Here is a 23,884-nt window from a genome sequence, read left to right on the forward strand (position 1 = left end):
TCCTTAGATGATATTGTTTTAATATCAGAATAATAACTTTAGCCATCTAGCCCTCCACACTGACTAAAAAAGGTGCTATTTTGTGGAGGCATTGACAGGCAACAGATAAAAATCACCACAAGAACAGGGCTTGTAGACCTTTCTGGGCGCATTTTTACCAAGGTTTAGAGGCTTTGCAGCGAAAATGCTTGCTCTGTGTAGTCATTCTACACAAGTCGGCCAGCAACCGCATAGCGTCTCCATAAACCTTGCCCGACCGAGTTCAGCGTCCTGCCAAAAGTAGAAGTTCAGCGTCCCATTTTGGCTCAATGCCAGCAGCAAGACGATGAAGATTCGCTGGTATCAGGCCACCGAACGAAAGCCGAGTAGAAAGAGTCCTCGAGAGCGATACTCACCTAGCAACAATTGAGCAAGAGGGTACCTAAATCATGGCGAAACATTCGCTGGACAAGGATAAGATCAAGATCCTGCTGTTGGAAGGCGTCCACCAATCTGCGGTAGATGTATTCAAGCGTGCAGGTTACAACAACATCGAATATCACAAGGCATCACTGGGGGAAGAGGAGCTGTTAGCCTCGATTAAAGATGCTCACTTCGTTGGCATCCGATCCCGTACCCAACTCACCAAGGCCGTGCTGGACAAGGCTGAAAAGCTGGTCAGCGTAGGTTGTTTCTGTATTGGGACCAACCAGGTCGATCTCGCCGCCGCCGAGAAACTGGGTATTCCGGTGTTCAACGCGCCGTTTTCCAATACCCGCTCCGTCGCCGAGCTGGTACTGGGTGAGATCATCATGCTGCTGCGTGGTATTCCACAGCGCAACGCCCTGGCCCATCGTGGAGGCTGGCTCAAGAGCGCCAATGGCAGCTTCGAGGCCCGCGGTAAGACCCTTGGGGTGATAGGCTATGGCCACATTGGTACTCAGTTGGGGATCCTGGCCGAGACCTTAGGCATGCGCGTCATCTTCTTCGATATCGAAGACAAGCTACCTCTGGGTAATGCGCAACAGATCCACTCGCTTGAACAACTACTGTCACTCGCCGACGTAGTAAGCCTGCATGTACCTGAGACACCGCAGACCAAGAACATGATTGGCAGCACTGAACTGGCCGCCATGCGTCAGGGCAGCATACTGATCAATGCCTCACGCGGCACTGTGGTGGATATTGACGCCCTGGCCGAGGCGATCCGCAGCGATCATATCGTCGGCGCCGCCATCGACGTCTTCCCGGTCGAACCTAAGTCGAACAACGACGAGTTTGTCAGCCCGCTGCGCGGCCTGGATAACGTCCTGCTCACGCCACATGTGGGCGGTAGCACCCAGGAAGCCCAGGAAAATATCGGTATCGAAGTCGCTGGCAAGCTGGCGAAATACTCAGACAACGGATCGACCATGACGGCCGTTAACTTCCCAGAGGTATCGCTGGCACAGCATAAAGACACCTCGCGTCTGCTGCATATTCACCATAACCGTCCAGGTATTCTGATCAAGATTAACCAGGCGTTTGCCGAGAAGGGAATCAACATCGCCTCTCAATACCTGCAAACCACCGCAGAGATTGGTTACGTGGTAATGGAAGTGAACTCAGATCAGGCCGATGAGGCGCTGGAAGAGATGAAGGCGATCGACGGTACCATCAGGACCCGTCTGCTGCACTAAGACGGCCCCGTCTTTGCGATAAAAAGCATCGCGATATAAAGGCATCACTCTGTGATGCCTTTTTCTTTTACCACACGGCACTCCTCTGCACCACCCACACTGACATCATAGACTGAGCAAAGATTGACTCTAGCGAGTTTCTTACCGTGAAGATGCAAAAACCACCAAGCCAAAAGCGCTTAGGGATCATAATTTTAAAGATTCGGCCTTACCGCCCCTTTAAATTTCTTACTGCGCCCCTATATTGATGACAATGAGCCCATTAAGGGTACAATCAAACCTCTGCCCAATCGCCCAGGAACATGATATGACGCTTACCGTTTCTCAACCTCAGTGGCCCCTCAATGAGGCGCAACCGGCCATCGTTTTCAGCCAACTCTCCCATCTCGGCCTTATCTCAGTTACCGGCGAGCAGGCGCGGAGTTTTATTCATGGTCAGGTGACCACAGATATCACCTCACTGGCAGACAACCAGTGGCGCTGGGGCGCCCACTGCGATCCTAAAGGCAAGATGCTGGCCAGCTTCAGAACCTTCGCTCATCAAGATGCCCTGCTGATGATGATGCCAAAAGAGACACTGGCACTCGACCTGCCACAGCTACAGAAATATGCCGTGTTCAGCAAGGCTGAACTCGTCGATGCCAGTGAAGACTGGTTCCTCCTGGGGGTCACCGGCGAGCAGGCCGGCGTCTGGCTAAGCCAGACCTTCGGCGAGCTCAATGCCGAACTCACCACCATCCCAGCTGGCGTCATCCTGCGCGACGGCGAGCGCTACATCATAGCGGTAAAGGCCGAGGCACAGACTGAGCTAGCGACCAAGATAGATCAGCCCATCTATGATGCCAGCGCCTGGCAGGCGGTAGAGATAGCCGCAGGTCTGCCTAACGTCTATGCCCGTCATCAGAACCAATTTGTGCCGCAGATGTGTAACCTGCAGGCGGTCGATGGCATCAGCTTTACCAAGGGTTGCTACATGGGCCAGGAAACCGTAGCCCGCATGAAGTATCGTGGCGGCAATAAGCGCGCCCTCTATATCGCCAAAGGCTCGGCCAGTGTGGCTATCGATGCGACCAGCCAGCTCGAGATCAAGCTAGAAGACGATGAGGGTTATCGCCGCGCCGGCACCATACTGGAAGCGGTGCAGCGTGATGGCCAGCTGCTAATGAGCGTCGTGCTACCCAATGATACGGCATTAAGCGCTCAGCTAAGAGTGGCGGGCGATGAGGCATCAGCGCTCACCCTGGTACCGCTGCCTTACTCGCTAGATGAAGAGTAACCGATTTAATCAAGAAGGCGCCCATGGCGCCTTTTTTAATGCACAGTCTTGGCACTTTTTAATGCACGGTCTTGGCACTATGCAGCGCGCCTATCCCTTACCTTAATGCCCTTGCTCTAATCTTCTCGCTCTAATCCCCTTGCACTAATCCCTTGCACTAATCCCTTGCACTAGTCACCTTGCAATGAGGCCCGTCATAAAGCCTGTCATGGCTCTTGGCCGACTCGCCAGCCTTCCGGCCTGTTTCCCGCATCCTTTATTTTAGGGAAAGACTCCCGCTAAACAGATGAAAATAAGCCGATTTAATCAGTCCTCTGGGTGTCATCCACAGGCATAAATCCCCGAAGTTGTCACAGCAGAAAGATCCTTTGTTCGAGGCGCCGCGTAAGTAACAGATATCACCCCACAATTGAGCTAGGTTGGCGGTTGCAATCTGCTATCGATAAGGTTATCAATGGGTTTAATGGAAATTGTGCCAGGAGTGTTTCCCTGCGCTTGGGCAAGCTAAACGATAAGGACGGGCAATGACGAGTGTCGCGACCCTGAGCGAGATCTCAAAGGGCTTCAACGATGGCGATAAGTTTCACCTGGTGCTGGACAGGCTCGACCTCAGGCTTGCCCTTGGCGAAACGGTCGCCCTCACAGGCCCGAGTGGCAGCGGCAAGAGTACGTTGCTGAATATCATCGCCGGTTTCGAGCGTCCCAGCTCGGGCACCCTCTCCCTGCTGGATCAAGATACCCGAGGCTGGGACGACAGCCGCTGGAGCCAGTTCAGGCACCGGCAGTTAGGCGTGGTATTCCAACAATTTAACCTACTCACCCCACTCAATGTCGCAGACAACATCGCCTTTCCCCTGCATCTACAGGGGGATGACTGGAATACCTGGTGCGATCACCTCGCCGACGCGCTCGGGCTAAGACCCCTGCTCAAGCGCCATGTGGATGCCCTGTCCGGTGGCCAGCAGCAGAGAGTCGCCATCGCCAGGGCCCTGGCCCACAAGCCAGCCCTGCTGCTGGCAGATGAACCCACGGGTAACCTGGATCAGACCACCAGCCTGGAGGTGATGGAGCTGATCTGTGCCCTGGCGGGCGAGCACGACACCAGCATCTTGATGGTGACTCACTCCATGGAGTGCGCCTCCTTTATGCTGCGACGCTGGCACCTGGATCTCGGGCGGGTGCATGAGTAGCGCCAATGCGCTGCTGCGCGCCACCCGCCTCACCCTCAGAGTCTTTGCCGCCCACTATAGGAAGGCGCCGCTGCAGGCCGGCGCCATACTCATAGGCATAGTGCTGGCGGTCACCCTGCTGACTGGCGTCAGGGCCACCAACGAGAGCGCCATCGAAAGCTATGGCCAGGCCAGCGAACTGCTGAGCGGCCAGGCAAGCCATCTGATCACGCCGCTACCGGGTAAGCCACTGTCAGAATCGCTCTATTTCGAGCTAAGAGCCCAGGGATTCCGCCCTAGCCTGGCAGTTCTCGAGGGCACGGCGGTCGACGACGCCCAGCACCGCTGGCAAGTGACCGGCAGCGATCTTATCGCCGCCCTCTCGGCCACCTCCTCCTCAGCCCCTGCCCCAGCCCCAGCCCCAGCCCCAGCCCCTGCCTCCGCAGGCCAGCGGGCAGCTGCTGCTCCCGCTAAGCCCGACATGCCGCTAAGGGGCCCGCTGCCCCTGGCGGCCATGTTGGCGGGCGAGCCGCTAGTTGTGATGAGTGAGCAAAGGGCGAGTCTACTCCCCGAGCCCTGGCTTACCTTGAATGATACGCGTCTCAAGGTGGTGACCGTTGATGAGGGTTACCGCCTGGGCGATCGCCTATTGATGGATATCTCCCTGGCCCAGCAGCTGCTGGATAAACCCGGCCAGCTCAGCTATATCGCCCTATTTGACCCGCCCGGCGAAGGTCAGCAACAACTCACATCACTGCTCAATGGTCGCGGCAACCTGATCGAGAGCGACCAGGGCGAGGCGATGAAGGCCCTGACCAACAGCTTTCACCTCAACCTCACCGCCATGAGCCTGCTGGCCTTCATCGTCGGCCTATTTATCGCCTATAACGGTGTGCGTTACAGCCTGCTTAAGCGTAAGCGGCTGATCATCCAGCTGCAGCAACAAGGCGTGCGCCGCACCGCCATCATGATATCTCTGACTTTGGAACTCACCCTGCTGGTGCTACTGGGCTCGCTGGTTGGTTTCATCCTGGGATTACAGCTGAGCTACTGGTTGCAGCCTATGGTGTCTGTCACCTTAGAGCAGCTCTATGGCGCCAACATCTTACCGGGGCGCTGGCGTTGGCAATGGCTGGCCCAGGCGAGTCTGCTGACCCTGATCGCCGCCCTGCTGGCCTGCACCTCGCTGTTAAGGGAGCTCATCAATCAGCCCCTAGCCCAGAGTAGCGGTCAGCTCAGCCTGCAATGCAGCAGCCAGCAAGCGCAAAACCGCCTCATGATCCTTGCCAGTGTGTTGGGCGCCATAGCCCTTATCCTGATGCCGCTGAGCCAGGACTACCGGCTCACCATGGCGCTGCTCGGCCTGGTGGTTATCGCAATCCCGCTGGCCTTGCCCTATCTGCTGAGACAGCTTATTGGCCTGCTACAAGGCCTCTGCCCCAAGGGGCTGATGAGTTACCAGGTGAGTGAAACCCGTGAGCTGCTGGCACCGCTATCGCTGGCCATGATGGCCATGTTATTGGCGCTCACCGCCAACATCGCCATGAACAGCCTGGTGGGTAGCTTCGAGATCACCCTCAAGCAGTGGCTGGATGCCAGGCTGCATGCCCAGCTCTATCTGCGTCCCCCCGCCAACCAGATGGCCGAGGTGGAGAAGGCGCTGAGCGATGCGCCCGAGGTGAGCGGCCTGTATAAGCAGTGGCTGCTGAGGAGTCATTATCAACAGACCCCCATCTTCCTGTTGACCCGGGACCCCTACTCCATAGAACACACCATCATCAAGCAGGCAAGAGAAGATCTGTGGCGAGTTTTTTTCTCGACCAATCCTGATACGACGCCACTCGCCCTGGTGAGCGAGCCCTTTGCCATCAAACACGGCAAGCAGCTTGGGGATAAGATACAGATCGCGGCGCTGGGAGAGACAGACCTCACCATAGGCGCCATCTATTATGATTACGGCAACCCCTACGGTGAGGTGATCATCCCGCCATCCCTGTGGCGCAAGGCCGGTCTGGGTGAGCTGCCCTTGAGCCTGGCCCTCAACCTCAACACGGATGTGGCCAAGTTTAGCCAGGCACTCAAGGCACGCTTCGACCTGCCCGATGCACTGATCTACAGCCAGGAGAAGATCAAGGCCCAGGCGATAACCATGTTCAAGCGTACCTTCTCCATCACCCAGGTGCTTAACAGCCTGACGCTGATGGTGGCCGCCATCGGCCTGTTCAGCGCCTGCTATATGTTGACCCAGGCAAGGCTGGCGCCCATCGCGCGCCTCTATGCCCTGGGGGTCAATCGTCGTCAGTTGATATGGCTGGTCATAGGTCAGATGCTGCTCATGGTGCTGCTCACCTGTCTGGTTGCCCTGCCCACAGGCGCCCTGCTGGGCTATCTGCTGATCCATAAGGTCACCCTGCAGGCCTTCGGCTGGACCATCGCCATGGTGTGGGACTGGCTGGCCTACCTGGAACTGGTGGGGCTGGCACTGGTGGCCAGCACACTGGCGGTCGCCTTCCCCCTCTATCAGCAAACCAGGCGCCCCTTGGTATCCAGCCTGCAACGGGAGGTACTATGACGCGCATACTGATCTTCACTCTCTTCGCCCTACTGATACAGGGCTGCGACTCGCCCCAGCAGCAGGCGAGCGGCGGCATGGGCGAGCTCATGGGCCCAGACACCGGCGGTTACGCCGAGGTCATCGAGGGAAAAACGCTCAGCTTCCCTACTGATCACCTCGCCCACGACAAATTCAGGCAGGAGTGGTGGTATCTCACCGCCAACCTCACCACAGACACGGGGAAGCCCTTAGGGCTGCAATGGACCCAATTTCGCATCGCCCTCTCGCCCGAAGCGCCGACATCTGACTCTCCCTGGGCGACCAACCAGCTCTATATGGCCCACGGCGCCATAACCAGCCCGACCACACACAAGGCGAGTGAACTTTGGTCTCGCGGCCTAGACCCAATTGCGGGCGTTCAGGCCTCCCCCCTGACCATAGCACTGGATGACTGGCGCTGGCAGAGCGCGGGGGAACAGCTGTTTCCGGCCACACTGGCGGTCAACGGCGACGACTTTCGCTATCAACTGCAGCTGACAAGCACGGCGCCACTGCAATTACAGGGCGAAGAGGGCTACAGCATCAAGAGTAAGAATGGCGAGGTGGCCTCCTACTACTACAGCCAGCCCTTCATCGACATCACGGGCACTGTCACACTCGAGGGCTTAACTCACAAGGTGGCGGGACAGGGCTGGCTCGACAGGGAGTGGAGTTCGCAGTTTCTCACCCGTCAGCAGCAGGGCTGGGACTGGTTTGCCCTGCGACTCGATGATGGCTCGGCGCTGATGCTGTTTCAGCTGAGATCAAGCGCTGAGCCCTTCTACAGCGCCCGGCGCATGTTTGCCGACGGCAGCGGCCGCAACATAGCGAGCCATGCCATCACGATGACGCCCAGCGACTGGCGGCAGATAGACGAGGCCAGCTACCCGGTGGGATGGCAGATAAGTATCCCCAGCGAGCAGTTGCAGCTAAACATCGCGCCCCTCAATCCAGATAGCCTGATGCCGCTAAGCGTGCGCTATTGGGAGGGCCCCATACAGATTAGCGGCTCCCATCGAGGCCAGGGATATATGGAGCTGACCGGCTACTAGCCGGATATGAACTGAGTTGAGACCGGCTAAGGCAGAGGCCTGCGCTTCTTGCCGGTCCACATGGCTCTCATCAGGTTTTCCCTGTGGGCCAGGCTACCGACAATCACCCCCACAATGTGCACAACAACCAGCGTCAGGCTGAAGTTGGCGAAGAACTCATGCACCTCTTCCAGCGCGCCTTCTGGCCAGGCGGCGATGAAGCTGCCCGCAAGGGGGCCGTGGCCGGTGGTGGCATACAAGGACATGCCTGTCACCGCCGTTAATGACACACAGACGATCAGCGCCACTATCATCAGCCCGCCGGCGGGATTATGGCCCAGATAGTCCTTTGCCCTGCCGGCAAACAGCTGCTTAAGATATTCCAAGGCCTCTGCCGGTGGCCTGACAAAACAGCTAAAACGCGCATGTCGGGTGCCCACCAGCCCCCAAAGGCTCCTGAGCATCAATATACCTAAGATGATATAGCCGCCGTAGCTGTGTATCAGTATCCACTCATCCTCGCCCTCGGTGAGGTAGATCAGGGTAAAAAGCAGCACCAGCGACCAATGAAACAGACGAATAAACAGATCCCACACAGGGATCTCACGCGTATTTTCGTGCGCCATAGCGACCTCCTCTCGGGGCAAAACCTGATTCACTAAATTAGCGCCAACCCAAATAAGCTTAGGCTTTCACCGCAGGAACAAATATCTTCCCGGCCCCTCATTTGGTTATACGCCCCAATCCCACATTGAGCAAATTAACCAGGGTTAAGGTGTTTGAAAACCGCAGATGTCCAGCCCTAAAAACTGTTTAAATTTCGAACTGAGAGTTAGGTCACACGAAAAACTTTGATCTCGATCTATAAAAACCTCAGTTACCTCTCAAGAGGTATACCCCTATCAAAAGCAAGGATTAGACTGAATCCTATCCTAATGCGACCACTCTCCTAAATATCGCCAATATCCCGGGGATCAGGTCGCCAAAGAAGGGTTAACCCATGACACAGGAATATCATGTGACCAGCCTTGTGGTACACGCCGCTCCCGGTAAGGTCGAACAAATAACAGCGGATATCGACGCGCTTGTTGGCGCCGATATTCACGCCATTACCGACGAGGGTAAGTTCATCATTACCCTAGAGGGGGCCACCCAGGGTGCGATCCTCGATAACGTCGAAGCCATCAACGCCCTTAGCGGGGTGTTATCAAGCAGTCTTGTCTATCACCAAGTTGAACCAATAGAAGAAAAGAGTGAGGAAACACCATGAGCATTAGCCGTCGCGAGTTTCTAAAAGCCAACGCCGCAGTTGCCGCTGCGACCACGGTTGGCGTCACTCTGCCAGTGAAAGTAGTTGAAGCCGCTGAGCAGAATGACAACATCAAGTGGGATAAGGCCCCCTGCCGTTTCTGCGGCGTGGGCTGTAGCGTATTGGTCGGCACCAATAACGGCAAAGTCGTTGCCACCAAAGGCGATCCAGAAAGTCCGGTCAACAAGGGCCTTAACTGTATTAAGGGCTATTTCCTGTCGAAGATCATGTACGGTAAGGATCGTCTTACCACGCCATTGCTGCGCATGAAGAACGGCCAGTACGACAAAGAGGGTGAATTCACCCCAGTCAGCTGGGACATGGCCTTCGACACCATGGCCGAGAAGTGGAAACACACACTGAAAACCAAGGGCCCAACCGCCGTCGGCATGTTTGGCTCGGGTCAGTGGACGGTATGGGAAGGCTACGCCGCGTCTAAGCTGCACAAGGCAGGTTTCCTCACCAACAACATAGATCCAAACGCCCGTCACTGTATGGCATCGGCCGTGGGTGGCTTCATGCGTACCTTCGGTATCGACGAGCCTATGGGTTGCTACGACGACCTAGAAGCCGCCGACCAGTTTGTGCTCTGGGGCGCCAACATGGCAGAGATGCACCCTATCCTGTGGGCACGCCTGTCAGACAGCCGCCTGAGCAAGCCAAACAGCCGCGTGCACGTGCTGTCGACCTTCGAAAACCGCTCTTTCGACCTGGCCGACAACCCTATGGTGTTCCGTCCTCAGTCTGACTTAGCGATCCTCAACTTCATCGCCAACTACATCATCCAGAATGGTGCGGTAAACAAAGAGTTCGTCAGCAAGCATACTAAGTTTGCCCTGGGCACAACTGATATCGGCTATGGTCTGCGTCCCGACCATCCGCTGGAGCAGAAGGCCAAGAACCCTGGCAACGGCAAGTCAACCGCCATCAGCTTCGACGAATACGCCAAGTTCGTCAGCACCTACACCCTGGAATATGCCGCCAAGATGAGTGGTGTCGAGCCTGAAAAACTCGAGACCCTGGCCAAGGCCTACGCCGATCCTAAGGTGAAGATCATGAGCCTGTGGACCATGGGGATCAACCAGCACGTGCGCGGTGTATGGGCCAACAACATGCTCTACAACATCCACCTGCTGACCGGTAAAATAGCCACCCCAGGTAACAGCCCATTCTCGCTGACGGGTCAGCCATCTGCCTGTGGTACCGCCCGTGAAGTGGGTACCTTCGCCCACCGTCTGCCAGCAGACATGGTTGTGAAGAATCCTAAGCACAGAGCCGTGGCCGAGAAGCTGTGGCAGCTGCCGGAAGGCACGATTCCGCCTAAGCCTGGCTTCCACGCCGTGCTGCAGAGCCGCATGCTCAAAGATGGCAAGCTAAACTGTTACTGGACCATGTGTACCAACAACATGCAGGCCGGCCCTAACATCAACGACGAGATCTACCCTGGTTTCCGCAACCCAGACAACTTCATCGTGGTCTCGGATCCTTACCCAACGGTTACCGCCATGGCGGCTGACCTGATTCTGCCTACCGCCATGTGGGTCGAGAAGGAAGGTGCCTATGGTAACGCCGAGCGCCGCACCCACATGTGGCATCAGCAGGTGAAGGCTCCCGAGGGCGCCAAGTCAGATCTGTGGCAGCTGGTCGAGTTCTCTAAGCGCTTCAAGGTATCAGAAGTCTGGCCGGCCGAGCTGGTGGCCAAGAAGCCTGAATACGCCGACAAGACACTCTATGAGGTGCTGTTTGCCAACGGAGTGATCAACAAGTTCCCAACCTCTGACTGCAAGGGTGATCTCAACGATGAATCTGAAGCCTTCGGCTTCTACCTGCAGAAGGGTATCTTCGAAGAGTACGCCCAGTTTGGTCGCGGCCATGCCCACGACTTAGCCGACTTCGACACCTACCATGAGACCCGCGGTCTACGCTGGCCTGTGGTCAATGGCAAGGAGACACTGCGCCGCTTCGTCGAAGGCAGCGACCCTTACGTCAAGGCTGGTGAAGGCTTCAACTTCTATGGTAAGCCAGACGGTAAGGCGGTGATCTTCGCCCTGCCTTACGAGCCTGCCGCCGAGGAGCCAAACGCAGAATACGATCTCTGGATGTCGACGGGCCGCGTGCTCGAACACTGGCATACAGGATCGATGACCGCCCGCGTACCCGAGCTGTATCGCGCCTACCCAGATGCACAGATCTTCATGCATCCGGAAGACGCCAAGGCCCGTGGTCTTAAGCGTGGTGATGAAGTGGTCGTGGCCTCGCCTCGCGGTGAAGTCAAGACACGTGTTGAAACCAAAGGCCGGAACAAACCGCCACGAGGCGTGGTATTTATGCCATTCTTCGACGCGCGCCAACTGGTCAACAAGTTGTTACTGGACGCCACAGATCCGCTCTCGAAAGAGACAGATTTCAAGAAGTGTCCGGTAAAAGTGATGAAAGCCTAAAGCGGTTCAACTGAACCCTTTAATCGCTTGAGTCAAACATCAGATATGAAGAGCTAGATATGAGCCAGGTCAATCGCAATAGCAAAGCCAAGGGCGTCAACCGCCGCCAGTTCTTAGCCACTACGGCTAAGGCGGGTTGCGCCGTGGGCCTGCTTGGTCTGGGGGTTACCGGGGTTGCCAAGCAATCCTCACACCTTGACCCTATGGCGATTCGACCGCCTGGCGCGTTAGATGAGCAAGATTTCTTGTCGGCCTGTGTGCGCTGTGGACTCTGTGTCCAGGCCTGCCCCTACGACACCCTGAAACTGGCACGCTGGTTTGAGGGTGCGCCAACGGGCACGCCTTACTTCACGGCGCGCACAGTGCCCTGTGAGATGTGCGAGGATATCCCCTGTGTGAAGGCCTGCCCCTCCGGCTCGCTGGATCACGCCTTGACCAATATCGATGAGGCCAAGATGGGGATTGCCGTACTGATCGACGAGAAAAACTGCCTCAACTTCAAAGGGCTGCGCTGCGACGTCTGTTACCGCGTCTGCCCCTTGATCGACGACGCCATCACGCTCGAACGCCAGCACAATCAACGCAGCGACCATCACGCCATGTTTCTGCCCACAGTCAACAGCGACACCTGTACCGGCTGTGGTAAATGCGAACATGCCTGCGTGTTGGAAGAGGCGGCGATCAAGGTGCTGCCGGCCCATATCGCGCTCGGTAAGACGGCAACACACGATACCTATATCAATACCGAAGAGACCACGCTTGAGATGTTAAACAAGGGGCTCACACTATGACGAGCAATACGAAGATGAAGACGCCTGGCGCGGCTCAGACGCGTTTCGCTCAGGCGGCGATAGATGAACTGGGCTGGTGGCGCGCTCACAAGTTCCTGTTCCTGCGTCGTGCCAGTCAGTTGTGTGTGCTGCTCACCTTTGCCATCGGCCCTTGGATGGGGCTCTGGGTACTCAAAGGCAATCTCTCTTCCAGCGAGCTGCTGGGCACTATCCCGCTGTCGGATCCCCTTGTGACCCTGCAAGTGCTGATGACGGGACACCTACCCGAGACCGCGCTGCTTATCGGCGCGCTGCTGATCGCCCTCTTCTACCTGCTTGCAGGTGGACGGGTATTCTGCAGCTGGGTTTGCCCGGTCAACCTAGTCACCGACAGTGCAAGCTGGCTAAGGCGCAAACTGCGTCTGCCACGCACCGCCGAGATGCCTAGGAACCTGCGCTACTACCTGTTGGCCCTGGTGCTATTACTGCCCTTGGTCACAGGGATAACTGTGTGGGAGTGGGTCAACCCAGTGCCTATCCTCTATCGTGCCCTGCTGTTTGGTGCCGGTAGTGGCCTGTGGATACTGGCGATGATCTTCTTGCTGGATCTCTTCATCAGTGAACGGGCCTGGTGTGGTCACCTGTGTCCCACAGGCGCCCTGTTTGCCCTGCTGGGCAAGGCTAGCCCGATCAAGGTATCTGCGGTCAATGCCAGTGCATGCGACAACTGCATGGATTGCTTCGAGGTCTGCCCCGAACGGCAGGTGTTGAAGCCAGCCCTCAAGGGCGACAATCCCATGATAGTCGACAGCGATTGCACCCAGTGTGGCCGATGTATCGATGTTTGTGCCCAACGCGTTTTCCAGTATCAAAATCGAATTGCCCTAAAGGCGGAGAACAACCAATGAAAAAAGTACTCACTTTAGTCGCGCTGATGGCGCTAGGAGCCTGTTCTGGTCAGCAAACTAAACCTGCGGCCGAACCCGTGAACATCAGTTCACTCGGAAAAGGCGAGATCACCGCGGTACGCGCCGCCGACGAGATGCCGACCTATCCTAGGAAAGGTCAGGCGATTGAACGCGGCTTCGTCCACCAGCCACCGCTGATCCCCCACAAAGCGGACTATCAGATCAGCATCAAGAAAAATGGCTGCATGACCTGTCACAGCCCAGAGAAGGCCAAGCGCATGAAGGCGACCCAGATCCACTCATCGCACATTCTGGCGGACAACAAGCTCAACTATGAGTATTTCAACTGTACTCAGTGCCACGTGCCACAGGCGGAAAACAAGCAGAAGTTGGTTGAGAATAGCTTCTCGAATCAATAAGGCTTTAAGTTCAAATCTTGCAGACTTGAACGTTAGACGCTGAAACATAAAACCACCCGATAATGGGTGGTTTTTTATTGCCTGGCGGCAATCACGGCCTAGATAGTTTTTTGCCATTTAACGGTATTGGTATTTGGCCTAGCGCAGAAGGTCGTACCTTCATTGTAATCTAACGCCTACCCGGCGGGGGAATATGGAGGCACATTGTAATTAATGTGCGAAAAACTCAGTGTTAGCAGTTAACGTCGCGGTCGTTGGCTAAGTAGATTTGCAGATCGTACCTTCACTGTAACCTAACGCCTGCCCGGCGGGTGCAGTACATGGAAGTACCAACGTCGTGATCACATGGATGTGAAGGAACGACGTATGTGCAGATACGCCTGTGAGTGAAGCTCAGCTTCGTGTTCACGAACGAGAGACATTGATGCCGAACTGGCAGTTGAACTGGGATCTTGTTACTTGTGAAGGAAAGTTGAAGCTTATACCTTCATCTTCACCAATTGCCTGCGGCAGGCTTATGTGCAAGCACACTTTTGGCACGCTGTGAATATGTCCCTATACGCTTCACGCTAGGGAATCCCCAGATAATTCCTTTTACAATCAATTAGTAGACACGCATGGTGCTGTTTGATCTAATCAATTTCGCCAAAAACAAACTAGAACAACACCATGCGTGACATTACGATACTACATGACTCTCTTAGCAATCAATGCTCTTCCATCCACAAAAAACGTCTTAATTCTCTTATGGTTGCCACTAAATCATTACTAGATGGTGATCAACTCTCTTTGACCCAACTAGGCCGTAATATCTCTGGCAATGTGGCGCCTAAACACAGTATCAAATGCATTGACCGCTTGCTTGGTAATCGCCACATCAATAACGACAGATTGACGATATATCGATGGCATGCAATGCACCTTTGCGGGGCTAACCCTATGCCTATTGTGCTTGTCGATTGGGCCGATGTGAGAGAGCAACTGCGTTTAATGACATTGCGTGCCTCCATTAGTGTTCAAGGACGCAGCGTGACCCTTTATGAGCGTACTTTTGAGTTCAAAGATTACAATGCACCTCGCAGCCACAATGCTTTTCTGGCTGAATTGGCAAAGGGGCTTCCGAATGGCTGCTGCCCGCTAATCGTCACCGATGCTGGTTATCGCAATACTTGGTTCGCTCAAGTCGCAAGTCACGGCTGGTTTTGGTTAGGGCGTGTTCGTGGTGACGTCAGTTATCAGCATGTTGGAACGCCTCAGTGGCACTCCAATAAGTCGCTTTACCCAACAGCGACAAACAAAGCCAAATATATCGGCCGTGTTAACCTCGCCAGAAAAGCCCATTACCCTGTCATTTACACCTGTACAGAGCGAAAGAAAAAGGCCGTAAAGACCGCCGTTCCTCTAAAGCAGGAAGAAACCATACCGCTCAAGCAAGCTATGGAAGAAGCAGCAAAGAGCCGTGGTTATTGGCAACCAACTTACCGCCTAACCATTTCAACTCAGTCCAAGTCACAAAGCTCTACGCTAAGCGAATGCAGATTGAAGAGACCTTTAGAGACTTGAAGAGTCCACAATACGGCATGGGGCTGAGGCACTGCAAAAGTCGTTGTCCGAAGCGGCTAGATGTGTTGCTGCTTATCGCTATGCTAGCAGAGATTGCCTTATGGCTAATTGGTATCGTTGCCTTACATCTAGGCTGGCAAAAACACTTTCAGGCCAACACCATTCGGCATCGGCCAGTGTTGTCGGTTGTCAGGCTAGGGAAAGAAGTACGGCGCAGAGAAAACTATCGAATAACAGCGCAACATTTACGCTGGGCAATGCATGAATACATCAAGTTGATTCACACTGCTGGGAGACCTGAACTATGAGGGGATCCCCCAGTACCTGATGTTAAGGCCTACTACTAAGGCCAGCTACTAAGGCTTAGTGCTAAGGCCTGGAATTAAAGCCCAGATTAGCCCAAAAGGCTAAATGCAACTTGCATTAGGCGCTGAGATCTCCCAAGATCTGAGCGCCTTTTTTGTTTGAACCACCCAACGGACCCAATCGATGGAATTTAGCCAGCTGCGCAGTCAGTTTCCCGCCCTCACCCAGTCACTCGGCGACTATCCGCTGGTGTATCTGGACACGGCCGCTACCAGTCAGAAGCCCCAGGGGGTGATCGACGTCATGAGTCGCTACTATCAGGCGGACAATGCCAACGTGCACCGTGCAGCCCATCAGCTGTCTGCCCGTGCCACCGGCCAATATGAGGCGGTTCGCGAGAAGGTCAGAGACTTTATTCATGCCAAGCGCCGGGAAGAGATCATCTTTACCCACGGCACCACAGAGGGGATCAACCTGGTGGCACTCGGGTTGGCTGGCCAGCTAAACGCGGGAGATCTCATCCTGCTCGACAGCGCGGCCCACCATGCCAATATCGTCCCCTGGCAGATGCTGGCCAAACAAACCGGCGCCGAGATAGTGCCCATTCCACTCACCGACGAGGCGCGCCTCGACCAAGACGCCTACCGACAGCTGCTTGCCCGTAAGCCGAGTGTCGTCGCCCTGTGCCATGTCTCCAACGTGCTGGGCACGGTCAATCCCGTTAAGGAGATGGTCAGCCAGGCCAAGGCGGTCGGCGCACTCACACTCATCGACGGTGCCCAGGCGATCGCCCATCTTGAGGTGGATGTGCAGGCCATCGACTGCGACTTTTATCTGTTCTCCGGCCACAAGATGTATGGCCCCACGGGCGTTGGCATCCTCTATGGCCGCTTTGAGCGGCTCGACCGGCTCGAGCCCCTGCTGACCGGCGGCGAGATGATCAAGCTGGTGAGCTTCGAAGCCACAGAATTTAATATCCTGCCCAATCGTCTCGAGGCCGGCACCCCGCCCATTGCCGAGGTCATAGGCCTGGGCGCCGCCATCGATTTCATCCAGTCGCTGCCGCGCGAGGCCGTCAGGGCGCACGAACAGACTCTGCTCAAACGGCTGCAGGCCGAGCTCAAGCAACTTGGGGGGATCACCCTCTATGGCGCCCACGACGACAATGTCGGCGCCGTGGCCTTTAACCTTAGCGGCGAGCATCATCAGGATGTGGGGATCTTATTGGATCAGCAGGGAATCGCCGTGCGCTGTGGCCATCACTGTGCCATGCCACTGATGCAGACCCTGGGCCTTGCTGGCTGCTGCCGCGCCTCCCTCGGCGTGTATAGCACGGATGAAGATATCAATCGCTTCATCCAGGCGCTAGAATCGGTAAAAGACCTCTTGCTCTAACGAGCCACAGTATTAATTGAACGAGTTCCAAATGAGTGACAGTCATTTAAATAAAAGTCAGTTAAATAAAAGCCAGTTAAATGAAAGCCAGCTAAGCCCATCCACCGAGGCCTTTACCGGCCTGACACTGGATCCCCAGGAGATACTGCCAAGCTTCACCCAGGCCGCAAACTGGCAGGAGCGCTACCGCGCCCTCATGCTCTTGGGTAAACGCCTACCGCCACTGGCTGAGGCACTAAGGCAGCAGTCGACTCAGGTCAGGGGCTGCGAGAGCAATGCCTGGCTCTATCACAGAGAGATAGAGGGTAAACACTACTACCTGGCAGACAGCGATGCCCGCATCGTCAAGGGGCTGATCGCCCTGCTGCTCACAGCAGTACAGGGGCAAGACAGGCAGACCATAGCCGCGCTCGATCTCAATGCCTATTTCGATCAGCTAGGGCTCAGCGGCCAGCTGAGTCCATCGCGCACCAACGGCGTATTGGCACTGGCCGAGGCGATCAAGGCCGCCGCCATCGAATCGAGCAAGCGCTAAGGTCTATACTCGGTTCAAAACCGGCTGCGTCCAAGCGGCCGGGCGATCCACATAATATTCACGCCCCCCTCCCTAGACTGTTTCCCTAACCGCTATTTTTATCTTTGCACCTGAGCTTAGGTGCCGATGGGACACTTTGCTATGTCGATTGCCAAACCTATGACAGAGCCGACGACAGAGCCGATGACAGAGTTGATGACTGGGTCGATTAGCCTGCCAGTAGACACGCCAACCTCACCCGCCTTCTGGCGTCATCACCTCATGCTACCCGCCATCTGCTTCCTGCTGGCGGTCAGCTTCATCGAGCTGTTTCACCTGGATATCGCCCTGGGGCAATGGCTGTTTCGCCTTGAAGATGGCGTCGACGGCTGGCCGCTACGCAATGCCTGGCTTACCGAGAAGCTAATCCATGTCGGCGGGCGCAACTTGGTGATCTTACTGGGTGTGATAGTGCTGAGTCTGCTGGGGCTAAGCTATAAGAAACCGGCCCTGAAGGCCTATCGCAGGGGCCTGGCCTTCCTCTTCATGAGCGTGCTGACTAGCGTGATCTTGGTGAGGCTCGGCAAGTCCTGGGTACACCTGGACTGCCCCTGGCACCTGAAAATCTTCGGCGGTAGCGCCGACTATTTCTCGCTGTTCTCGGGTCAGTTTGATGCCGACTCGCCGGGTCAATGCTTTCCCGCCGGTCACTCCAGCGGCGGCTACGCCTGGGTGGCACTCTATTTCTTCGCCCTGGCCTATGGCCCAAGGTTTCGTTGGATTGGCTTAGGCTTTGGCCTGCTGCTGGGGCTCACCTTCGGCATAGCCCAACAGCTCAGGGGCGCTCACTTCATCTCACACGATGTGTGGACGCTCACCATCTCCTGGTTCTCGGCGCTCGCCTGGTATTACGCCCTCTTCCTGCGCCGTCGACAGGCGTTATCGGTCAGCCCGGCGCTACAGACGGCCAGCTAGCTCAATGAAACAGACGATGACCGAGGTCGGCTCTATGATCCGGCCCCAGATGGTATTGGTTGTCACCCCGCCCCTTGGCGATATACATGGCCTGATCGGCCACATGTAGCAAGGCATCCATATGCTTGGCATGATCCGGATAGATGGCAAAGCCGATGCTGGCCTGTATGCCACTGCCGGTCTGGATCACCGGCTCGCCGAAGCGTTCAAACAACGCCTTGGCCAGGCGCGCCGCCACCTCATCCAGCTCAGCGTCAGTCGGCCATTGGGGCAGTAGCATCACAAACTCATCGCCGCCGATGCGGGCCACCAGATCCTTTGGCCCCTGAAGGCTCTGCAACCTGGTCGCCGCCGTCATCAGCACCCAGTCTCCCACCTGATGCCCCAGGGTATCGTTGATCTGCTTAAACTGATTGAGATCGATGAAGATCAGTCCCAGACGACCATCTCGCGCCGCCGCCTCGCCAATCGCCTCACTCAGGCGAACCTCAAGCTGCAGCCGGTTGGGCAGCCCGGTTAAAGGGTCCTGGTGGGCCATCTGCTCCAGCTTATGATGCAAGGTCTTCTCCTGGGTGATATCGCGCACCACACCCACCATCTTCACCACTTGCCCCTCACTATCCTTCACCAGGTTGCCCGTCTCGCGCATCCAGTGCACAGAGCCGTCGGGCCAGACGATGCGATACTCCTCGTCATGATTTTCCCCCGTGGCAATGCAGCGCGCCTCACCCGCCTTGACCTTGTCGCGATCCTCGGGATGCACACGTGAATAGAAGAACTCATAGCTGGGCGTCACCTCGCCCAGCTTATAGCCGAAGATGCCGTAGATGGCATCGGACCAATAGAGGGTGTCTGTACCTACCTGCCAGTCCCAGGTGCCTATCTTGGCGAAATACTGGCTGTGGTGATAGCGGGCGATATCCTGGCGAATGTCCTGTTCCAGGTCGTGATGACGCACCAACAGAAGCAGCCCCTTGGGCTCACGAGCCAGGCGGGTAAAGCTTAAGATCTCTTGGCCCAGATTCATGCTGGTGCCAAGCTGACGGTCGGCAAACAATTGCAACTGCTCGCCGCTGGAATCCTTGAGCCAGAGGGTGAGCGGTTGGCCCTTGATATCGCTGCCCTCGCCCTTCATCAAGGTGGCGGCGCAAGAGTTATGGGCCAAGATCCTGGCGCTGTCATCGATAAGAATGAGTCCATCGTCGACTGAGCTTGCCAAGGCGGCAAAGTCGACAGCACGGCGGCGCAGAAGAATAAGGGTCGCCAAAGCCGCTAAGGCGATGACCAGGAGTAGGATGAGGGTTAACAGTGGCTGTGGTATCTCTGACATGGCACCGACCAGACTCAGACCGGCGCCAACTGCCGCAGGGCTAACGCCACGAAGAATGGGAACGAGAACGAGAACGCAAACCTATCCCTAAACAGCAAGCAGTGCATAGCAAGCTCCAGCAGACTAGATGGCCAACCTTGGCCTTATCAATTATCTACCTATAAGCTAAGCATCAAAGCGTGAGGCTGCCAAGCACTTTTATATAAAAATAAGCCGCTTAGATCTGGATTGGGCCAGACTCCCTACGTGCGATCGTTCTCTTAATCAGCCTACCCAGGTAGACCCCCAGCACCATGGCGGCCATGAACGCCAGCGCCATGGGATCTAGGCTGGCCAGATTGACCACCGCGGGGCCTGGGCAGATGCCTAACATGCCCCAGCCGAGGCCAAACAAGGCGGCTCCCAGCACTAGCTGCCCATCGATACGGGTGTTGCCAGGCAGATGATATTGACTGTCCAGCAGCGGGCCTTGCTTACGCGCGGCTCTGGGTTTGACCCACAAGAGATAGACGGGCAGATAGATACTCAAGGCGGTGCCCATCACCAGCATCAGGCTCGGGTCCCACTCACCGCTGACCACACGGCTGATATCTAAGAAGCTAAGCACCTTGGCGGGGTCGGCAAGCCCAGAGAGCTGCAGACCGGCACCAAACAGCAACCCGGACAGTAACGCCATTAAATTACGCATAGGCCCCTCCTAACTCAGCAGCACGGCGGCGATGACGCCCACCAGCATAAAGAGTAACGATGCCGCGATGGAGCGCGGCGACAGGCGTCCCATGCCACAGATGCAATGACCACTGGTACAGCCATTACCCAGAGAACTGCCCAGGCCCACCAGCAGCCCCGCCAGCAAGAGGGTCGGCAAGGCGATTCCCCTGGCACTAATCACCACAGGTTCGATAGCCAGCCACGCCTCCAAGGGGGCGGCCAGCAGCAGACCGCTCAGCACCATTCCGGCAAGAAAATAAACCTGCCAGCCTATGGCCGAACCCGTCGATTCACTGCGCCACAAGGCGCCGGATATGATGCCACTGACACCCGCGATACGGCCATTGACGACCATGAGAAGGCTTGCCGCCAAGCCAATTAACAGACCACCGCACAGGGCGATAGCGAATGATGAAAACATCGAGTACCTCTTTCATCTGTCGCAGAAGGAAGGGACGGGGCAAGGTGCCCCGGCCTGAGAAGTTTAAATACTGAAACTTACACGCGGGCAAATTTACGCCCTAGCAAATTTACATCCGGGCAAACATATAGGTGCGATAGCCGCCGATCAGGTTACGGGCACGGTAACCATTGTTGACCAGCTGACGATAGGCCACGTTGCCCCGCAGACCCACCTGACAGAAGATGATGATCTCCTTGTCTTTTGGCAGCTCATGCATGCGATCACGCAGCTCATCCACGGGAATGTTAACCGCGCCTTCCAGGCCACCATTTTTCAACTCGCCCGGGTTACGCACATCCAGCAACAGCTGATCCTCCCTAAGATCATCTATCTGGTCGAAGTGGATCGGTGTGGCATCGCCCTTGATGATATTGCTGGCCACGAAGGCGGCTTGGTTGATCACATCCTTGGCGCTACCGTATGGAGGCGCGTAGCTAAGCTCCAGGTGCTGCAGCTGCTCGACCGTCATGCCGGCGCGCCGGGCCACCGCCATCACGTCGATCCGCTTATCGATGCCATCCTTACCCACCGCCTGGGCACCTAAGATAGTGCCTTTGACTGGATCGAACAGCAGTTTGAAGGAGACCACCTCGGCGCCGGGATAGTAGCTGGCATGGCTGGCGGTGTGTACATACACCTTCTCATAGTCGATGCCCGCCTGCTTGAGCTGCTTCTCGTTCTTACCCGTGGCGGCAACAGCCAGATCGAACACCTTGCAGATCGCCGTGCCCTGGGTGCCCTGATAGTGTTCCTGTCGACCAAACATGTTGTCGGCCGCCATGCGGCCCTGGCGATTCGCCGGACCGGCAAGTGGCACCAGACAGGCCTGGCCGGTCACGAAGTCTTGCTCTTCGACGGCATCCCCTACCGCATAGATGGCGGGGTCACTGGTCTGCATCATGGCGTTTACTTTGATGCCACCGAGCTCACCGATGGCCAGACCTGCGTCGCGCGCCAGCTGAGTCTCGGGGCGCACGCCAATGGCCATGATCAACAGATCCGTATCTAAGGTTTCGCCGTCGCTCAGGGTCAGCCTGAGGTGGCCCTTGATGTGTTGATGGCTCGTCTCTTCACCGGCGGCCTCGCTGGCCAGATGGGTCTGCGGTTGATACTCAACGGCTGACAGTGCCGTACCCAGGCGCAGATCCACGCCCTGCTCACGGATCGCCTGATGGGCAAAGCCCGCCATCTCACGATCCACCGGGGTCATCACCTGATCGGCCAGCTCCAGCAGCGTGGTCTTGATGCCCAGATGATGCAAGGATTCCATCATCTCAAGGCCGATAAAGCCGCCGCCGACGACGGTGGCATGCTCGACATTGTTCATCTGGATCGTCTGTAGGATCCTGTCCATGTCGGGAATGTTACGCAGGGAATGGGTCAGAGGATTATCGACACCCGGGATAGGCGGCACTATGGGCGCCGCACCTGGGCTTAACAGCAGGGCGTCATAACTTTCCCGATATTCGCTGCCATCACTCAAGCGTCTTACGGTCACCTGCTTGGCAACGCGGTCGATGGCCACCACCTCATGCTGGATACGCACATCCACATTGAATCTGGCCTTGAAACTCTCGGGGGTCTGCAGTACCAGGGCGCTGCGCTGGGCTATTTCGCCACTGATATGATAGGGCAGGCCGCAGTTGGCAAAGGAAACATACTCGCCACGCTCAAACATAATGATTTCAGCGGTTTCGCTGAGTCTGCGCGCCCTTGCCGCCGCCGAGGCGCCACCGGCGACGCCGCCTATGATCAGTATCTTCTTCATCTCAATGCTTCTCCTACTGCACTAAACAGACCTTGGCCGTGAGTGTATTACATTCACCATTACATGCAAATTCCTTTTATTAGAAAAATCTAAGCGAATAGTGAAAACAGTGATCTCGGTGGCATCGTCAACAATCAATTGCAAGAAATTGTCACACCACAGGACAAAGATAGCCCTTTACAGGCCCTGGCCAGCCACATAAGATCCAGCCCGTCCACGCAAAAGAAAGAGTCCTCGATGACAAGATTAACCATTACCCGACCCGATGACTGGCATGTTCACCTGCGAGATGGTGACGTGCTAACCGATACCGTAAGAGACACAGGCCGCTATATGGGCCGTGCCATCATCATGCCTAACCTGGTGCCACCGGCCACCAATGTCGACTCGGCATTGGCCTACTATGAGCGCATCAAGGCGGTCTGCACCACTAACTTCGAGCCATTGATGGTGCTCTATCTGACCGACAACACCACACCCGATGACATCCGCGCCGCCAAGGCTTCGGGTAAGGTGGTTGCCGCCAAGCTCTATCCTGCGGGTGCCACCACCAACTCTGACTCGGGTGTAACCGATGTGAAAAACATCTACCCTGTGCTGGAGGCGATGCAGGAAGTCGGCATGCTCTTCCTGGTACACGGCGAAGTCACAGATTCGAGCATCGACATCTTCGATCGTGAAGCGACCTTCATCGAAAATACCCTCAAACAGGTGGTCGCCGACTTCCCGTCGCTAAAGATAGTGCTGGAACATATCACCACCAAGGACGCGGTAGATTTCGTCATGAATGCGCCGGACAATGTGGCCGCTACCATCACGGCCCATCACCTGCTGTATAACCGTAACCATATGCTGGCCGGTGGTATTCGTCCTCACTTCTACTGTCTGCCTATCCTCAAGCGCAACACCCACCAGCAGGCCCTGCTCGCGGCTGCGGCCAGTGGCAGCAAGAAGTTCTTCCTGGGCACAGATTCGGCGCCACACGCCAAGGATCGCAAAGAGGCCGCCTGTGGCTGCGCCGGCTCTTATACGGCTCACGCCGCCATCGAGCTCTACGCCGAGGCCTTCGAGTCGGTGGGCGCCCTAGACAAGCTGGAAGCCTTTGCCAGCTTCAACGGCCCTGACTTCTACGGCCTGCCGCGCAACGCAGACACCATCACCCTGGTCAAGCGCAGCTGGGAGGTGCCCGCCACCTATCCGCTGGGTGACACGGGCGTAGTGCCGATCCGCGCCGGCGAAACCATTGAATGGCAGGTAGAAGACTAACCCGCTCTAGATAAAAAGA

19 protein-coding genes and 1 pseudogene are annotated in these 23,884 nt (G+C 56.4%); 15 read left to right on the plus strand and 5 right to left on the minus strand.

Annotation, left to right across the window (positions count from 1 at the left end; all coding sequences use genetic code 11):
• The first annotated feature begins 428 nt into the window (after positions 1-428).
• The 5 genes from serA (at position 429) to L1D47_RS07740 (ending at position 7,748) form a co-directional block, all read left to right on the plus strand.
• Positions 429-1,658 carry a phosphoglycerate dehydrogenase gene (gene serA, locus L1D47_RS07720; RefSeq protein ID WP_160798979.1) on the plus strand — a complete coding sequence of 410 codons (1,230 nt, stop codon included), beginning with the start codon at positions 429-431 and terminating at the stop codon, positions 1,656-1,658.
• 307 nt (positions 1,659-1,965) lie between these two features.
• Positions 1,966-2,934 carry a tRNA-modifying protein YgfZ gene (gene ygfZ, locus L1D47_RS07725; protein WP_239883858.1) on the plus strand — a complete coding sequence of 323 codons (969 nt, stop codon included), beginning with the start codon at positions 1,966-1,968 and terminating at the stop codon, positions 2,932-2,934.
• 524 nt (positions 2,935-3,458) lie between these two features.
• The gene (locus L1D47_RS07730) at positions 3,459-4,124 is read left to right on the plus strand and encodes an ABC transporter ATP-binding protein (protein ID WP_239883773.1); all 666 of its coding nucleotides are present in this window, start codon (positions 3,459-3,461) and stop codon (positions 4,122-4,124) included.
• A complete protein-coding gene (locus tag L1D47_RS07735; protein ID WP_239883775.1) occupies positions 4,117-6,675 on the plus strand; it encodes an ABC transporter permease in 2,559 nt (852 codons plus the stop codon). Before L1D47_RS07730 ends, L1D47_RS07735 begins: the two co-directional genes overlap by 8 nt.
• Positions 6,672-7,748 (plus strand): lipocalin-like domain-containing protein, encoded by a 1,077-nt coding sequence (locus L1D47_RS07740; protein ID WP_239883777.1) that lies wholly within the window; start codon positions 6,672-6,674, stop codon positions 7,746-7,748. The genes L1D47_RS07735 and L1D47_RS07740 overlap by 4 nt, the downstream gene beginning before the upstream one ends.
• A gap of 26 nt (positions 7,749-7,774) precedes the next feature.
• Here L1D47_RS07740 and L1D47_RS07745 read toward each other — a convergent pair whose 3' ends face one another.
• Positions 7,775-8,353, minus strand: coding sequence for a cytochrome b/b6 domain-containing protein (locus L1D47_RS07745; RefSeq protein WP_239883779.1), 579 nt, complete (start codon positions 8,351-8,353; stop codon positions 7,775-7,777).
• Positions 8,354-8,727: 374 nt separating this feature from the next.
• Between L1D47_RS07745 and L1D47_RS07750 the strand changes: the two genes are divergently transcribed.
• The 9 genes and pseudogenes from L1D47_RS07750 (at position 8,728) to L1D47_RS07790 (ending at position 18,327) form a co-directional block, all read left to right on the plus strand.
• Positions 8,728-8,997, plus strand: coding sequence for a chaperone NapD (locus L1D47_RS07750; RefSeq protein ID WP_239883781.1), 270 nt, complete (start codon positions 8,728-8,730; stop codon positions 8,995-8,997).
• Positions 8,994-11,477: a nitrate reductase catalytic subunit NapA gene (napA, locus tag L1D47_RS07755; RefSeq protein WP_041510017.1), complete on the plus strand. Its 2,484-nt coding sequence runs from the start codon at positions 8,994-8,996 to the stop codon at positions 11,475-11,477. The genes L1D47_RS07750 and napA overlap by 4 nt, the downstream gene beginning before the upstream one ends.
• 59 nt (positions 11,478-11,536) lie before the next feature.
• Positions 11,537-12,268: a ferredoxin-type protein NapG gene (gene napG / locus L1D47_RS07760; protein ID WP_041510016.1), complete on the plus strand. Its 732-nt coding sequence runs from the start codon at positions 11,537-11,539 to the stop codon at positions 12,266-12,268.
• Entirely contained in the window at positions 12,265-13,155 is an 891-nt protein-coding gene (gene napH, locus L1D47_RS07765) for a quinol dehydrogenase ferredoxin subunit NapH (RefSeq protein WP_239883790.1), read from the plus strand. Before napG ends, napH begins: the two co-directional genes overlap by 4 nt.
• On the plus strand, positions 13,152-13,574 hold the full coding sequence (locus L1D47_RS07770) for a nitrate reductase cytochrome c-type subunit (protein WP_239883792.1): 423 nt from the start codon (positions 13,152-13,154) through the stop codon (positions 13,572-13,574). The genes napH and L1D47_RS07770 overlap by 4 nt, the downstream gene beginning before the upstream one ends.
• Before the next feature lie 669 nt (positions 13,575-14,243).
• Positions 14,244-15,445, plus strand: a pseudogene (locus tag L1D47_RS07775) (IS4 family transposase).
• Between the two features lie 181 nt (positions 15,446-15,626).
• Positions 15,627-16,838 (plus strand): cysteine desulfurase, encoded by a 1,212-nt coding sequence (locus tag L1D47_RS07780; RefSeq protein ID WP_239883794.1) that lies wholly within the window; start codon positions 15,627-15,629, stop codon positions 16,836-16,838.
• A 31-nt stretch (positions 16,839-16,869) separates the two neighbouring features.
• Entirely contained in the window at positions 16,870-17,373 is a 504-nt protein-coding gene (locus L1D47_RS07785; protein ID WP_239883796.1) for a SufE family protein, read from the plus strand.
• 141 nt (positions 17,374-17,514) lie between these two features.
• On the plus strand, positions 17,515-18,327 hold the full coding sequence (locus L1D47_RS07790) for a phosphatase PAP2 family protein (protein ID WP_239883797.1): 813 nt from the start codon (positions 17,515-17,517) through the stop codon (positions 18,325-18,327).
• Position 18,328: 1 nt separating this feature from the next.
• Here the strand turns inward: L1D47_RS07790 and L1D47_RS07795 are convergent, their stop codons facing one another.
• The 4 genes from L1D47_RS07795 to L1D47_RS07810 form a co-directional block, all read right to left on the minus strand.
• Positions 18,329-19,657: a diguanylate cyclase gene (locus L1D47_RS07795; RefSeq protein WP_239883799.1), complete on the minus strand. Its 1,329-nt coding sequence runs from the start codon at positions 19,655-19,657 to the stop codon at positions 18,329-18,331.
• A 217-nt stretch (positions 19,658-19,874) separates the two neighbouring features.
• On the minus strand, positions 19,875-20,345 hold the full coding sequence (locus L1D47_RS07800; protein WP_239883801.1) for a YeeE/YedE family protein: 471 nt from the start codon (positions 20,343-20,345) through the stop codon (positions 19,875-19,877).
• Positions 20,346-20,354: 9 nt separating this feature from the next.
• Complete coding sequence (locus tag L1D47_RS07805) at positions 20,355-20,789, minus strand: YeeE/YedE thiosulfate transporter family protein (protein ID WP_041508510.1); 435 nt, start codon at positions 20,787-20,789, stop codon at positions 20,355-20,357.
• Between the two features lie 109 nt (positions 20,790-20,898).
• Positions 20,899-22,599, minus strand: coding sequence for an FAD-dependent oxidoreductase (locus L1D47_RS07810; RefSeq protein WP_239883803.1), 1,701 nt, complete (start codon positions 22,597-22,599; stop codon positions 20,899-20,901).
• Between the two features lie 237 nt (positions 22,600-22,836).
• Between L1D47_RS07810 and pyrC the strand changes: the two genes are divergently transcribed.
• On the plus strand, positions 22,837-23,865 hold the full coding sequence (pyrC, locus tag L1D47_RS07815; protein ID WP_239883805.1) for a dihydroorotase: 1,029 nt from the start codon (positions 22,837-22,839) through the stop codon (positions 23,863-23,865).
• The last annotated feature ends 19 nt before the right edge of the window (positions 23,866-23,884 follow it).

The organism is Shewanella sp. Isolate7 (genome assembly GCF_022398425.1).
Classification (GTDB): domain Bacteria; phylum Pseudomonadota; class Gammaproteobacteria; order Enterobacterales; family Shewanellaceae; genus Shewanella.